This window comes from Nostoc sp. 106C (genome assembly GCF_002154725.1).
Taxonomy (GTDB): Bacteria; Cyanobacteriota; Cyanobacteriia; order Cyanobacteriales; family Nostocaceae; genus Aulosira.
The window spans coordinates 13,882-28,934 of sequence record NZ_MTAW01000117.1; the positions used below are offsets into that span (position 1 = coordinate 13,882).

General features: G+C 39.9%; 9 protein-coding genes and 1 tRNA gene. 4 read left to right on the forward strand and 6 right to left on the reverse strand.

From position 1 onward, the window contains the following. Positions 1-215 precede the first annotated feature (215 nt). Complete coding sequence (locus tag BV375_RS16185) at positions 216-5,606, forward strand: ATP-binding sensor histidine kinase (RefSeq protein WP_086762222.1); 5,391 nt, start codon at positions 216-218, stop codon at positions 5,604-5,606. A 177-nt stretch (positions 5,607-5,783) separates the two neighbouring features. On the opposite strand, the gene sir is transcribed toward BV375_RS16185, so the two are convergent. Together sir and BV375_RS16195 are read right to left on the reverse strand one after the other, a co-directional pair. Beyond that, positions 5,784-7,802 carry a sulfite reductase, ferredoxin dependent gene (sir, locus tag BV375_RS16190; protein ID WP_086762209.1) on the reverse strand — a complete coding sequence of 673 codons (2,019 nt, stop codon included), beginning with the start codon at positions 7,800-7,802 and terminating at the stop codon, positions 5,784-5,786. A gap of 304 nt (positions 7,803-8,106) precedes the next feature. After that, positions 8,107-8,643 (reverse strand): hypothetical protein, encoded by a 537-nt coding sequence (locus tag BV375_RS16195; RefSeq protein ID WP_086762211.1) that lies wholly within the window; start codon positions 8,641-8,643, stop codon positions 8,107-8,109. A 533-nt stretch (positions 8,644-9,176) separates the two neighbouring features. On the opposite strand from BV375_RS16195, the gene BV375_RS16200 reads away from it, so the two are divergent. Together BV375_RS16200 and BV375_RS16205 are read left to right on the forward strand one after the other, a co-directional pair. Beyond that, the gene (locus BV375_RS16200) at positions 9,177-10,118 is read left to right on the forward strand and encodes an ADP-ribosylglycohydrolase family protein (RefSeq protein WP_086762213.1); all 942 of its coding nucleotides are present in this window, start codon (positions 9,177-9,179) and stop codon (positions 10,116-10,118) included. Between the two features lie 87 nt (positions 10,119-10,205). Then, positions 10,206-11,147, forward strand: coding sequence for an ADP-ribosylglycohydrolase family protein (locus tag BV375_RS16205; protein WP_086762215.1), 942 nt, complete (start codon positions 10,206-10,208; stop codon positions 11,145-11,147). Between the two features lie 93 nt (positions 11,148-11,240). On the opposite strand, the gene cutA is transcribed toward BV375_RS16205, so the two are convergent. The 4 genes from cutA to BV375_RS16225 form a co-directional block, all read right to left on the reverse strand. Further along, complete coding sequence (cutA, locus tag BV375_RS16210) at positions 11,241-11,573, reverse strand: divalent-cation tolerance protein CutA (RefSeq protein ID WP_086682913.1); 333 nt, start codon at positions 11,571-11,573, stop codon at positions 11,241-11,243. A 5-nt stretch (positions 11,574-11,578) separates the two neighbouring features. After that, positions 11,579-12,661 carry a transposase gene (locus BV375_RS16215; RefSeq protein WP_086762216.1) on the reverse strand — a complete coding sequence of 361 codons (1,083 nt, stop codon included), beginning with the start codon at positions 12,659-12,661 and terminating at the stop codon, positions 11,579-11,581. 21 nt (positions 12,662-12,682) lie between these two features. Then, positions 12,683-13,540 (reverse strand): hypothetical protein, encoded by an 858-nt coding sequence (locus tag BV375_RS16220; protein WP_086762218.1) that lies wholly within the window; start codon positions 13,538-13,540, stop codon positions 12,683-12,685. Positions 13,541-13,789: 249 nt separating this feature from the next. After that, on the reverse strand, positions 13,790-14,449 hold the full coding sequence (locus tag BV375_RS16225; protein WP_086762220.1) for an Npun_F0813 family protein: 660 nt from the start codon (positions 14,447-14,449) through the stop codon (positions 13,790-13,792). 356 nt (positions 14,450-14,805) lie between these two features. Between BV375_RS16225 and BV375_RS16230 the strand changes: the two genes are divergently transcribed. Then, positions 14,806-14,878 (forward strand) — tRNA-Arg (locus BV375_RS16230). Positions 14,879-15,053: the final 175 nt, after the last annotated feature.

A 15,053-nucleotide genomic window follows, 5' to 3' on the forward strand; every position in this document is an offset into this window, starting at 1 on the left:
GCGTTTGTACTTGGGATTAGGAAACAAGGGTACTCTCATACTTGGTAGCATACACATTTGATAATAACCGCTTTTTTGCTGTATGCTTTGTTCTTTTTGACAACAGTCAAAAGTTTACTATGTGTTTGGATAAAAACATAAATTTGATTAAAGAATAGCAAAATTGGGAATCATAAATATACACAATTTTGTGTTTAATAACAAGGGTAATGGCAATGCTGACATCTGGCTCAATTTCAGGGTATGATCTCAACGAAATGCTCCATGAAGGAGCTGATACCATTATTTATAGGGCAACATCGCAACTTGATAAACAACCTGTAATCCTGAAAATCCTCAAAACAGATTATCCCTCCATAGATGCGATCGCTCGACTGAAACATGAATACAAAGTTACAGAGAATCTGAATTTAGCAGGTGTTGTCAAAGTTTTAAGGCTAGAAACCCACGAAAATCGTCTAGCGATCGTATTTGAAGACTTTGATGGATACTCTCTTAAACAACTACTGATTCAGGGCAAACAAGAGTTAAAGAGTTTTATTAAAATTGCAATTCAACTGGCACAAGCTCTAATATCTGTACACTCTTGCCATATCATTCATAAAGATATTAAACCTGCCAACATCATCATTAATCCAGAAACTGCGGTTGTAAAGCTTACCGATTTTAGTATTGCCTCACGCCTAGATAAGGAAATACCCCAACTAGCTAACCCCAACCAATTAGAAGGTACTTTGGTTTATATGTCCCCAGAACAAACTGGGAGAATGAACCGTACCCTTGACTATCGCAGCGACTTTTATTCTCTAGGGGTTACTTTCTATGAAATGCTTACCGGGGAATTACCTTTTCAAAATTATGACCCACTAGAGTTGGTTTACTGTCATATTGCCAAGGAACCTACAGAAATTGAAAGATTAAACCCGGAAATTCCGAGTGCCATCTCATCTCTCGTCAAGAAACTGATGGCGAAAAATGCTGAAGATCGTTACCAAACAGCTAAAGGACTCTTGGCAGATTTGGAAATCTGTCGGGAAAAGTTAGAAACAACAGGCGAAATTACTGATTTCATACCTGGTCGTTTAGATGTTTTAAGTCAGTTGCTTATTCCTCAAAAGCTTTATGGCAGAGAAAGTCAAGTTAATTCGCTTTTAGAGGCTTTTGAGCGAGTTAGTAAAGGAAGCCGCGAACTGATGTTAGTTTCTGGCTATTCAGGAATTGGTAAATCCTCTGTAGTTAATGAAGTCAATAAACCCATCACTCGCGCTAAAGGCTTTTTTATTACTGGTAAATTTGACCAATTCCAACGCAATATTCCTTATGCATCGCTGATTCAGGCTTTTGGTTCATTAATGCGGCAGTTGCTGACAGAAAATGCTACCAAGCTGGAAAGATGGCGTAATAAAATTTTAGCCGCTGTTAAGTCACATGGACAAGTGATTATTGATGTAATTCCTGAAGTGGAATTGGTCATAGGTAAACAACCAGAAGTAGTTCAACTAGGTGCAGCAGAATCACAAAACCGCTTCAATCGTATTTTTACTGACTTTATCCGTGTCTTCGCAACAAAAGAACATCCGTTAGTCATTTTTTTAGACGACTTGCAATGGGCAGATTCAGCCACTTTAAAATTAATACAACTGCTAATTACCGATCGAAATACCAAATATTTACTCGTGATTGGGGCTTATCGAGATAATGAAGTTAGTAGTACACATCCTTTAATTCAAACAATAGAAGAAATTAATAAAAATCATAATATTGTTAACAATATTGTTTTACAAGTTCTGTCTGTTGAAAATTTTAATCAATTAATTACTGATACGTTACACAGAAAATCAGAAGAAATCAAATCTTTAGTAGATTTACTATATAATAAAACGGGTGGAAATCCATTTTTTTTAACACAGCTATTACTGGTACTATATCAAGAAGAGTTCTTTAAATTCGACTTTCAAACTGCTTTATGGCAGTGGGATATTGATAAAATACAAACAATAGGTATTACTGATAAAAATATAATAGAACTGATTGCTGGCAGAATTGTCAACCTGCCCATAGCTACACAAGAAATCTTGAAACTAGCAGCTTGTGTTGGCAATAGATTTTCTCTAGATATACTGTCTATTGTTAGCGCCAAATCTACTGCAATTACAGCAAAGGAACTTTACTCGGCATTGCAATGTGGGTTAATTTTGCCTTTGAGTGATGCTTATCGTATACCCTTAGTTTTTGAAAAAGAAGAATCTGTTAAACTAACTTTTAATTCCAAGCAGATTGGTTATAAATTTTTACACGATCGCATTCAGCAAGCTGCTTATTTATTGATTCCAGAAAATCAGAGGCAGGAGACTCATTTAAAAATAGGTCGGTTATTACTAAAACAGACGCCTGTTGAATCACTGATAGAAAATATCTTAGATATTGTCAACCAGTTAAATGTTGGTTTGGATTTATTGACTCAAGAATCTGAAAAGTATCAATTAGCAAAACTTAATCTTGTAGCTGGTAAAAAAGCCAAAGCAGCCACTGCTTATGAGGCTGCTGCTAGGTATTTAAATATAGGTTTAGGGCTTTTAACAGCAGAGAGTTGGCAGCTAGACTATGACTTAACATTGAATTTATATATCGAGACTACAGAAACAGTGTATTTAAACGGTCATTTCGATAAGTCTCACAATTTAGGAAATATTGCACTACAGCAAGCAAATGGCATTCTAGACAAAGTTAAGTTGTATGAAGTAAAAATGCTAACTTACATGGCGCAAAATCAGATGCCAGAAGTCCTAGAAATTGGTGTCAAAGCTCTGAGAGAGCTAGGAGTAATACTACCAAAAAAACCTACAATATTCAACGTTTTATCAGCTTTAATTAAGACAAAAATAATATTAATAGGTAAACCTATAGAAGACTTAGGTTTATTACCTGAAATGTCCGATCCTTATAAAATAGCAGCTATGCAAATATTGTTGCAAATTGTTCCAGCTGCTAGTCAGGCAGGCTCTTTTCTCTTTGTACTAGCTGTATTGGCTATGGTCAGATTATCTATAAAATACGGTAAATCACCTGTTTCGGCTTATGGTTATGCAGCTTACGGTACTATTTTATCTGATAAATTTAACCAAATTGAGACAGGATATAAATTAGGAAGACTAGCAGTAGAGTTACTTTCAAAAATGAATGATAACTCACTCAAAGCCACAGTTTACTTTGTACATAATGGCACAATCAGGTTTTATAAAGAGCATGTTAAAGACACAGTAGCATCACTTTTAGAGGGGATGCAAAGTGGATTAGAGTTAGGAAATATCGAAAATGCTGGCTATTGTGCTGTAATTGCAGGCTATCATGCCTTGCTTTCTGGAGATAACTTGGAATTGGTAGACAAGAAAATATCCAGCTATGTTGAGTTAATGCAGAAGTTAAAGCTTGAATCTCTAGCCGCAGCTACAAGTGTTTTCAGACAAGCAGCTTTAAATTTACAGGCGAAGTCCTTGAAAAAATCTGCTTTAGTCGGTGATGCTTTTGATGAAATGACAATGGCATCAGAAGTACTTAAAAATTACTCTTTTAAAGGGTTTTACTATGGTTGCAAAACTATATTATCTTATATATTTGATGAATATGAAGTGGCAATAGAAAATGCAATATTAGCAGAGAAAACTCATGCAGATAACGTTGGCTTGTTAATTTATGCTATTAATAATTTTTATTATTCTTTAGCTCTAATGTCACTCTGTACTCAAGCTTTACCTTTGCAGAAAAAGCAATATTTAAAACAGGTATTAACTAATCAAAAGCAAATGAAAAAATGGGCAAAACAAGCACCATTTAATTTTCAACATAAATATGATCTAGTGGAAGCAGAGAAAGCAAGGGTATTGGGTAAAGTCCAAGTAGCAATAGATTTATATGACTGTGCTATTGCAGGAGCTAAGAAAAATGGTTATATCCAAGAAGAAGCTTTGGCAAATGAACTTGCAGCAAAGTTTTATATAGGTTTGGGTAAAGAAAAAAATGCCAAAATGTATATTACTGAAGCTTACTATTGTTATATCAATTGGGGAGCCATAGCAAAAATACAGGATTTAGATGAACGCTATAATAATTTGATTATTCGTAGTGTAAATATAAAACAGTCAGGAATAGATGTAACTAGAACAATCGCCACAAGAAAAATAAATTACTTAGAAACTACAAATAATAGCAATGGTGCGTTAGATTTGGCTACAGTACTCAAGGCATCACAAGCAATTAGCAGCGAGATAGTTTTAGATAAATTGCTAGACACTCTTTTACGTATAATTATCGAAAATGCTGCTGCTCAAAAGGGTTGCCTAATTTTACTAAAAGATGATGAATTATTTATAGAAGCAGTTTCTAATATAGAAAACTCGTCTATTATTCTGCAATCAACTCCAGTAAAATCAAGCGAAGATATCCCAACTTCCATAGTTGACTACGTTGCCAGAACCCAAGAATTTTTGGTAATAGATGATGCTACATCTGAGGCTAATTATCAATCAAATTCTTATATTCAACGCCATCAACCAAAATCAATTTTGTGTAACCCAATTTTCTATCAGGGTAAATTTATTGGAATTTTGTACTTAGAAAATAAACTGATTATAGGTGCATTTACAAGCGATCGCGTCAAGATTCTGAATTTGATCACATCTCAAGCTGCTATTTCTTTAGAGAATTCTCGATTATATCAGCAATCCCAAAACTATGCTAAACAATTAGAATCTTCTCTGTCTGAACTGAAGCAAATGCAATTGCAATTAGTGCAGAGTGAAAAAATGTCTACTTTGGGTAATTTGGTATCAGGGATAGCACATGAAATCAACAATCCTATTGGTTTTATTATTGGCAATTTAAATCCTGCTAGTGAATATGTACATGACTTGTTAAAATTAATTGACTTGTATAAACATTACTATCCCCAACCAGTAGCAGAAATTATAAAAAAAATAAAAGAAATAGACTTGGAATATGTGCGTGAAGATTTACCTAAACTAATTGCTTCAATGCAAGAGGGAATAAACCGCATTTATGATGTGAGCATAAGTTTGCGTACTTTTTCTAGAGGGGATACCCAAAGACCAATTCTTTGCAATCTCTATGAAATTATCGACAGTACAATTTTGATTCTCAAGCATCGTTTGAAAGCCTCACAAAATCATCCAGCAATTGAAGTAGTGAGAAATTATGACGACATACCGCTAATAAGATGTTTTCCTGGGCAACTTGGTCAAGTATTTATGAATTTGCTAGCAAATGCTATTGATGCTTTGGAAGAGTCAAATATAGGACGCAGCATAGATGATATGAAAGCAAATCCTAGTCGCATTACTCTAGTTACCAAGTTCAACGAAAATCATCAGAGTGTGTTCATCCGAATTATAGATAATGGGATAGGAATGACTCCAGAAGTTAAGCAAAAAATTTTCGATCACTTGTTTACTACCAAACCTGTAGGTAAAGGAACTGGTTTGGGATTAGCGATCGCTCATCAAATTATCATCGAAAAACATGGTGGCAGCATTGAAGTGAATTCTGCACCTAGGCAAGGAACAGAGTTTGTAATTCAGTTGCCAATATAAAGGACTTCTGAGCAGTTATGAAACTCTTCTCTCCCGAAAAAAATCGCTCTCTGAATACAGACAAACGCCGATAATTACTCTGTATCATCGGCGTTTATCGGCGGTTAAAATTGCTAGCTAGTTCCTCATGAGAAAATGTCTCTTCCCTAGCCCCTACTAACAACCCCTAGTCCTTATCTAGAGATTGTTTAAATAAGCTTCCAGCGCTTCATTTACCAATTCAGTCATAGGCTTACCTTGACTAGCTGCGGCGTCTTTGAGCTTGTTATAAATCTCATGTTGCAAGCTCACACGACGGCGGGTTTTATAGGTGGCAATAGTCGTATTCGCGATCGCCACTTCTTGTCCGTCACTTTCTACGGTTCTTGAATCTGCCATTGTCTCGACTAAACCATCGCTATCGTCTGTAATTTCAAGCGATGCAACAGTTTGAGTTTCGTAATTAGCAGCGAATTCGCGGATGGCATCAAAACCGATGCGATCGCAAAAATCCCCAAAGCTTTCTTCAGGCTTTCTCGATTGCTTAAAGTAGACAAAAATCGGTTCTAGCTGGGTTTCCAAGTCATTATGGTGTAGCCGTTCCATGTAAGGCTGTGCTAGCCGCGTCTGATTTGGCGAACCGCCCAACCATAATTGGTAACTTTCCGGCGCACTTCCAACAAAACCCAATTCAGCCATGTAAGGACGAGCGCAGCCATTGGGACAGCCCGTCATCCTCACCACAAACTCTTCGTTTTGTAAACCGATTTTATCTAAAACTGTGGTAATCCGTTCTAATATGCCTGGGATTGCCCGTTCTGATTCAGTGATTGCTAAACCGCAAGTTGGCAAAGCCGGACAAGCCATTGACAACCGTTCTAAAGGTGCAATTTGGCTGGGATCACAGATAATGCCGCGACGGTCGAGAATTTCTTGAATCGTGGGTTTATCTTCTGGTGCAATTTCGCAAAAAATCAGGTTTTGGTGGGGTGTGAGGCGGATGGGTAGGTTAAATTGCTCAACGATTTCCTTTAAGGCAGTTTTCAGTTGAAACGAACCTTCGTCTTTTACCCGACCGTTATCAATGGAAATACCTAAGAATAGCTTGCCATCGCCTTGTTCATGCCATCCCAGGAAATCTTGATATTTAAATTCTGGCAGGGGTTTGAAAGGAGCAATGGATTTACCAAAATATTCTTCGACTTTGGCGCGGAACTTCTCTACACCCCAATCGTGAAGTAAATATTTTAATCTGGAGTGACGGCGGTCAGAGCGATCGCCATAATCTCGCTGGGTGGCAACAATTGCTTTTACTATGTCGTAAACATCATCCTTCGCTACATAGCCAATTGGATCTGCTAGCCTAGCGAAGGTTTCTTCTTTGTTGTGTGTCCGCCCTAAGCCACCACCAGCAAACACGTTAAATCCTTCTAATTTGCCTTTCTTATTGGTAATGACTACTAAGGTAAGGTCTTGGGAATATAAATCAATTGAATTATCTCCTGGCACTGTGACGCAAACCTTAAATTTGCGCGGCATATAATACGTGCCATAAATGGGTTCTTCGGAATTGTTGATTAGTGTTCCATTACCATCACTTTGTCGCGCTGCTTTCACCTCTGGGCTTTCTTCAGCGCTAATTGCTTTTTCGCCATCTAACCAAATTTCGTAATAAGCACCAGTTTGCGGTGACAACAAGTCAGCAACATTCTGGGCATATTCCCAAGCATACTGATATTCTGGGCGATTTTTCCAGGGAACTGGGGGAGCCATGACATTCCGGTTGACATCACCACAAGCACCCAAGGTGGAACCCAAGTTATTCACAATAGAAGCGATCGCTGCTTTTAGATTCTTCTTTAAAATCCCGTGCAGCTGAAAACCTTGACGGGTAGTTGCCCGCAATGTGTGGTTCCCATATTCATCAGCCAGCTTATCTAAAGCAAGATACAGCTGCGGTGGCACTAATCCACCAGGATTTTTCGTCCGCAGCATAAACTGGTAATCTTTCTCCTGCCCCTTGGCGCGATTATCACGGTTATCTTGCTGATAAGATCCATGAAACTTCAGCAGTTGCACTGCATTTTCGCTAAAGTGAGTAGTGTCTTGAAGTATCTCAGTCGCTACGGGTTCACGCAAAAAATTACTGTTTTCCTTGATTCCTTCTACTTTGGAAGGCTTACGGCTGGCGATCGGGGAAGGAGGAGATTTAACCATTAGAGTTGTAGACTGTTCTCAATAAGGCATCAGTAGACGCCGAAGCTGCAAATTTCAAAGCACCTATTCGGCCAGGTGATCCCCGGAAATCCGGTCGGAATTATGAGGAATATTTTAATTTTAACACGGCAAAAAGCTGGCTTTGTTAGTGATGCAACACTTAACAAAACCAGCATACCAGTATATATGGTTGTGCCAAACTATGACATTTTGAACTTTAGAACAAACAACTGACTTACCTTGCCGCTACAAGAATACTACTTTCTATCCTCTGTGCGTCTATACGGTTCGTTAATGAGTAGCTTTATCTAAAGCGATAACCAAGACCACCTTGGATGCTGACAGCAGAAGCAGGGCTATTTTGATATGTTTTCATACCTACAGTCGCATTGCTGTAGACAAGAAAGTTTTTAGCGACTTCAGATTCTACACCAGCGGTTAGCGCTACCCCATCTCTATCGCCTAAAGGAGTTTGTTTTCCATCAGTTTCAACAAAAGAGTAACCAGCTCCTAAAAAGACGTTGGTTCCCTTAGCAATCGGCGCGTCTACAGAAACTTGTGGGATGATAGCAGTCGTCTGATCGGTAAAGAGGATTTGAGTGCGTGCAGAAAATGGTGTAGGTCCCAATTTTAAACGGCCTGTTAAGTTACCACCAAATTGAGCATCCTGACCAACTCTTCCACCATCAGTCACTCCACCGGCAACACCAGCACCAATATAGCTAGCATCAGTACCATTTTTTGTTTCAGCAGAAGCTTGACCAGCATTCAAAAAAAGAGGAGCAACTACTAAAGAAGATAATGCAGAAATTGTCACAAAAGACTTGAGTAAACCTTTCATAATCTTTACCAAATATTGTATTTTTTTGCTGTTAAATTACAAGTCGAGAACGCAGGGAAAATGTTCCTATTTAATTGGCAATTTTTACTGCGATTCGTGTGTCAGTTGTTATTGCCTAGTTATTGCAAGGTTCTGGTGTAATGACTCATGACTTTTGTCATGGATTTCTTAAGACTACTGACTAATAATAAAATCAAGAGTTCCCTTGTGCGTAAATAGTATTACTAAATTTTTGGTGTTATTGATCCCTACAAATTACAAGTTTTTGACAATCTAAGCTTTGAATAAAATGGCTGTAAGTACGCACTTTTATTGTGTGATCTGGGATTTTTTGCTCAAGGTAGACGCTTTTTAAACTGGCACAATTAATAGTAAGAAAAATTAGCGGAGATTGATAAGAGAAAATCATCTATGAATCTTATGCTGAGAACATTTCTATCCTGGATAAAACAGGAGGTTGTAGCAGCTATGGCAACAAGCTTTAGGCAGAATCTATAAAGTTAAGTTTTGGAGACTTCTATGGAGACTGAATAATGCTAACCGCTGCAAAAACGTTGTCTGGATTGATGGGTTTATGTATCGGTGATGCATTGGGTGTACCAGTGGAGTTTACTAGCCGCGCTGAACGAGTTAAATCTCCAGTCACATCTATGCTGGGTTATGGCACATGGAATCAACCACCAGGAACTTGGTCAGATGACAGTTCGTTGACGTTTTGCTTGGCAGAGAGCCTTTGTAGAGGCTATTCATTGGATGCTATAGCCAATTCCTTTTGGCGCTGGTACAAAGCCGCTTACTGGACTCCCCGTGGTGAACTATTTGATATTGGCAATACTACCCATGCAGCGATTATGCGCTTGAAACAGGGTATTTTACCCCGGGAAGCAGGGGGAAAAATTGAAAATACCAATGGTAATGGTTCGTTGATGAGAATCTTGCCAATGGCTTATTATCACAAAAGCTTAACTTTTAGCGAATTAATCGCGCGGGTGCATGACGTTTCTGCAATTACCCATGCCCATACGCGATCGCAAATGGCCTGTGGTATTTATATTACTATCGCTGTTGCCCTGCTAGAAGGGGCTGACCCACAAACGGCTTATTTGCAAAGTTTAGACAAAATCCAGACAATTTATTCTGTGCGGGAATATTTGTTAGAAAAACCGCATTTTGCCAGAATCTACAGTGGTGAAATCGGCAAGCTACCAGTAGAAGAGATTAATTCTGGTGGTTATGTAATTGATACCTTAGAGGCTTCACTGTGGTGTTTGTTAAATAGCTCATCTTATCCTGAGGCAGTACTGAAAGCTGTTAACTTAGGTGGAGATACGGATACTACCGCTGCGGTGACTGGTGGATTAGCAGGAATTTATTACGGGGTCGAGAATATTCCCCAAGAATGGATTAACCAAATCGCCCGCAAACAAGACATTATCAACCTGGCAAAGCGTTTTGCGGCTGCTGTGTACAGCTAATTGGCGATTGTGAATTATGCAAGGAGTTGATGAGCGGCCTTTCACAAGTAAAATCAGTTGTAGAAAAGTTTCATTGCCGATTGAAAAATGCTAACCGCTGCAAAAACATTGTCTGGATTGATGGGTTTATGTATCGGTGATGCGTTGGGTGTGGCAGTGGAGTTCACCAGCCGCGCTGAACGATTAAAATCTCCAGTCACATCTATGCTGGGTTATGGAACTTGGGATGTTCCTGCTGGTACTTGGTCAGACGACAGTTCTTTGACGTTTTGCCTAGCAGAATGTCTCTGTGAGGAATTTTCACTGGATGCTATAGCTAATTCCTTTTGGCGTTGGTACAACGAATGTTACTGGACACCTCATGGAGATGTATTTGACATCGGTAACACCACATTTTTAGCAATTGTCAATTGGAAACAAGGAACTCCACCGAGAAAAGCAGGTGGTACTAGTGAAAATACCAATGGTAATGGTTCGTTGATGAGAATCTTGCCAATGGCTTATTATCACAAAAGCTTAACTTTTAGCGAATTAATCGCGCGGGTGCATGACGTTTCTGCAATTACCCATGCCCATGCGCGATCGCAAATGGCCTGTGGTATTTATATTACTATCGCTGTTGCCCTGCTAGAAGGGGCTGACCCACAAACGGCTTATTTGCAAAGTTTAGACAAAATCCAGACAATTTATTCTGTGCGGGAATATTTGTTAGAAAAACCGCATTTTGCCAGAATCTACAGTGGTGAAATCGGCAAGCTACCAGTAGAAGAGATTAATTCTGGTGGTTATGTAATTGATACCTTAGAGGCTTCACTGTGGTGTTTGTTAAATAGCTCATCTTATCCTGAGGCAGTACTGAAAGCTGTTAACTTAGGTGGAGATACGGATACTACCGCTGCGGTGACTGGTGGATTAGCAGGAATTTATTATGGGGTCGAGAATATTCCCCAAGAATGGATTAACCAAATCGCCCGCAAACAAGACATTATTAACCTGGCAAATCGTTTTGCTGCTGCTGTTTATAGTTAATTGGCGATTGTGAATCAGCAATAAAATAATTCAATAAATTACCCCATCTCCTAGGCAAGTAGAAAGATGGGGAAAGTAATTTTGATGAATTGCCTACTGCTCAACCTTCATCTGTTCAGATATCCATTGCAAGTAGGGTTGAGAACCTGCAAGAATTGGTAAAGCAATAACTTCTGGCACTACATAGGAATGCATTTCCCGGATTTTGGCTTCAACAGTGGGAAATTGCGCCAAATCAGTTTTGATTAACAACTGCCATTCATCTTCTGCGTTTATTTCCCCTTCCCAGGTATAAACCGAGTGGATGGGCAATATACTCACACAAGCAGCGAGTTTAGCTTCCACAAGAGCATTTGCAATCGCTTTTGCCTCTTGGACGTTGGCAGCTGTCGTCAATACCACACCATAGCCAGCAGGTATTTCCATAAAATCTAAACCGGAGATAAGGAATATACCTGACCATCAATCAACAGCCGCGTGATGCCTTTAGCTTGGAGATGAGTACGAGCCTTGTGCAGCATTTTACTATCAGGCACTTTAATCACGCGATCGCGCTTGGTAGAAAAGCGCTTGGCTACGCGGTGGTTATCGAACACTGGTAGAGTTCTTTGTTGAGTTTCCAGGCTGGGAATTTGCCCCAAGTCACCAAAGTCTCTCAGCGGTCGGGTAATTAACTCTGAGGATCTGTCGATGACCAAATAGCAAGTTTTGGGCAAGTGCGCTGACGACAATGGCAATACCTGAACTGGTGCTTCACCGGGCCTGCGTCTTGTAACTAGAGGTCTTGGCTCCTCAAAGTCATCTTCCTCATCCTCTTCCTCGAAGTCATCATCTTCGTCTAAATCATCCTCTAAATCGTCCAAATCCTCTGGCTCATCTAGCAAGTCTTCACCTAGCATTTGGGCGAAGACGTTTGCTTCTGGATGCTCATCATCTTCTAGCAAGGGACTGGAAATACTAGCAATTTCTGGACGCTTGGGACTGGGAATGCTCGTGACTTCTGGTGGCTTGGGACTAGGAAGACTGACTATTTCTGGCAGCTTAGGACTGGGGATGCTTGCAACGTCGGGTAACTTTTTGGGTAAAATTTCTAGCTGCTCTGCTGCTGGAGACTTCGGTTTTGTCTCTGCTGAAGAGCGCCGCCGCACCCGTCTGATAGCAGGGGTTGATTCCCTACTATCTTCTTCTGGAGACTCTGCTACTACTTCCTCTGGCTCAACCTCAGACAACTCTAAGGGACGCTTGTCGTTGCTCAGAATTTCTTTTTCTGGCTGTGGCTGACTCAACAGCGGTAACTGCTCATAGTTAACCTGCGCTCTGCCTTCAGGAGTTCTAGCAGCGCGTTTTAAGGAAACGAGGTATTCGTACTCGTCTTCAGGTAAGGTACTTTTAAGCAAGCGGCTAATTGTCGAGTTACTAACGCCATAGTGTTCCGCCAAAGTTGAGGTGGTTTCGGCCGTTTCTCGATATAACTTCAGAATTTCTTGTTTGTCAGAATCGGTTAATTTTCTCACGGTAGATACCAAAAATCTTTTCTAAGCTCGTTTTCGTCCTCGCTCCCGCCGCGATCGGCTCAATGATGCGTCATATTCTAAAACAGCGCCCATGCCAAATAAAACCCCACTAAAAACCCAAAACACTTCTAATATTTCTCCACTTTGATAATTGGGAATCGAATTGGTGGCGTATTTAAACCACATATCTGCAATGTAGAGTGAAAATGCTGCGGCTGCAATCATTCTCCAAGACTGGGCAACTCTTCCTCCCCAAAATGCTAAGAGCAAAGTTGTAGCGATAATTAAAATAGCCACATCGCTAACTACGTAAAACCAATTCAAAATAGTGCCTAGCAACTCCAGGGGTTTGGTCTGTTGCAGCGAAATCCACCAGGCCAACAAACTACCAAATATGCCAATAGCTAAGACAATAAGCCATTGCCATTTTTCTAGATTGATTCGCCTATGAGCCGCTGCCAAAATCATACCTGCACCAACAAACAGATAAGTTACTACAAAAAACACATCGCCAATAGAAACATCCGGTTCTTCTTTTAAGATTATTTCCGTATAACCGAAAAATATCCCCCCTAGGAAATAAGACAGCATACCTATGCCAATGGCGAGCCAAACATTTCGCCCACTGACAATTTGTGGACTACGCCAATTCCTCAAGCATAAGATACTGGCACCCAGGTAAGCTAACGCTTCAAAAATATTTGTACCAATTACATACCACTCGGCACGACTTTCTATGCCATCTGGTCCTGGAACTTTAGCGCTAAACAATAGATAGTATAGCAGTGCCAGTACAGCCCAGCCAATGCCAAGCAAGACGATGTTCCCTGTAGTGAAAAGAGATTTAGAACGGTAAGAATTTTCGTAAGAACTACTCATAGAGATTGACTATGTAAATACACTTTGGCAGTATTTTGACGTGCATGACTGTGTGGGAAGCAATTTATCTGAAAACCAACTAGTGCCGTTGTATGAAAGTCTAAAGACTCTTTTTTCAGGCTTTTAGCCTGTTTTCAACAGTATGTTGATTTATGCCATGCTGTACTAGCCAATTGCTCTGCCAAACAATACATAATCAGATGCCAAGAGCAACTATCAGTGGCAACAGTTTTTCCCACCTTGTCTATGCTATTGCCACAGTTTACTCATTGGAGATTGATTTAGCCAACTGATAAACAGCGATCGCTCTCCTTCTGGCATATCTTGTAACCGATCAAGGACTGGATGGGCAAATTTAGCATTACCAAAATAGGTTTTGCCTAGCTTATGGAGTTCTTGTAAAAAGATAACTATATGATTTTCTTGCCAGGGAGGCAGACTGGCTGTATCGAGTGGATCTTGTTTGAGTAAAGATTTTAATCCAGCTGGAGAAGTTGCTTGAGGAAGTTGCTTTTGCCGCAATATTTCCGCAATATCCTTCTCAAATAAAGCTGCTTGTCGAGCACCTAAAAAATCTTCAATGTCCATATACACAGCTTGCAACAGCAAAATACAGCCTTGAACAAAAATTCCTGTTTTGCTGTGACCACCTGTGTCACTACCTAGCTGCTCTAAACGGATTTTACCCCAGACACTATAACGGTCTGGTTCTTCCAACAAAACACAGGCTTTACCTCGATGGTCGGTTAATTCTCTCCACAAGGCTCTAGCTTCTTCCTCTTGGCTAGCTTTAAAAACACTAATCAAGCGAAAGGTTTGCCCCTGATAGTGGAGAACTGGCATTGGCTGATCCCGCTTAGGGTGCTGAATGCTTGATATTTCTACATCCTGCCGTTTGAGAATAAACATGGCACTAGCAAATAACTCCTCACAGGGGCGTTCTCAATATGCGATCTATAATCCGATTTGACAGTATCGCCAAGAGTGCGATTACCTAGCATACTGTAGACCATTACCTCGCGATCGCAAGAGGCTAATCTACAGTACCCCGCCCAAACTTGATTTATATCAACACCCAAATAACCCATTGACCACACAATATATCTAACAAATAGTCCATTTACTTCGTTTTTAGTGTACATTGACTAACTAGCGACTAGCATCTTAGCCTTCCCACTGGGAAATCTGCAATTTTCAATTGCTTCTTGGTAAGGGAAACGATATAATTGGATGAGTGACTCTTCTTAGAGCCATAGTATTATATTGGGCGCGTAGCTCAGTGGATAGAGCCACGGATTTCTAATCCGTTGGTCGCAGGTTCGAACCCTGCCGCGCTCGTTTTAGCTAAATACGAACCTTCAAGCAGTATTTTTATGGTAATTAACCAATAGGCTGGAAATTCCATATCAATGCACCACACAAAAGACAAGGGTGATTTAGCTGCGGCTAAAGTCATATCCCTGTTCTGTCACTTTCCGGAGTGAGCTAGTAGTAAATAAGTTAAATTATCCAG

Coding starts and splice junctions, on each gene's coding strand:
- BV375_RS16185 (WP_086762222.1), top strand. CDS start 216: ATGCTGACATCTGGCTCAATTTCAGGGTATGATCTCAACGAAATGCTC.
- sir (WP_086762209.1), bottom strand. CDS start 7,802: ATGGTTAAATCTCCTCCTTCCCCGATCGCCAGCCGTAAGCCTTCCAAA.
- BV375_RS16195 (WP_086762211.1), bottom strand. CDS start 8,643: ATGAAAGGTTTACTCAAGTCTTTTGTGACAATTTCTGCATTATCTTCT.
- BV375_RS16200 (WP_086762213.1), top strand. CDS start 9,177: ATGCTAACCGCTGCAAAAACGTTGTCTGGATTGATGGGTTTATGTATC.
- BV375_RS16205 (WP_086762215.1), top strand. CDS start 10,206: ATGCTAACCGCTGCAAAAACATTGTCTGGATTGATGGGTTTATGTATC.
- cutA (WP_086682913.1), bottom strand. CDS start 11,573: ATGGAAATACCTGCTGGCTATGGTGTGGTATTGACGACAGCTGCCAAC.
- BV375_RS16220 (WP_086762218.1), bottom strand. CDS start 13,540: ATGAGTAGTTCTTACGAAAATTCTTACCGTTCTAAATCTCTTTTCACT.
- BV375_RS16225 (WP_086762220.1), bottom strand. CDS start 14,449: ATGTTTATTCTCAAACGGCAGGATGTAGAAATATCAAGCATTCAGCAC.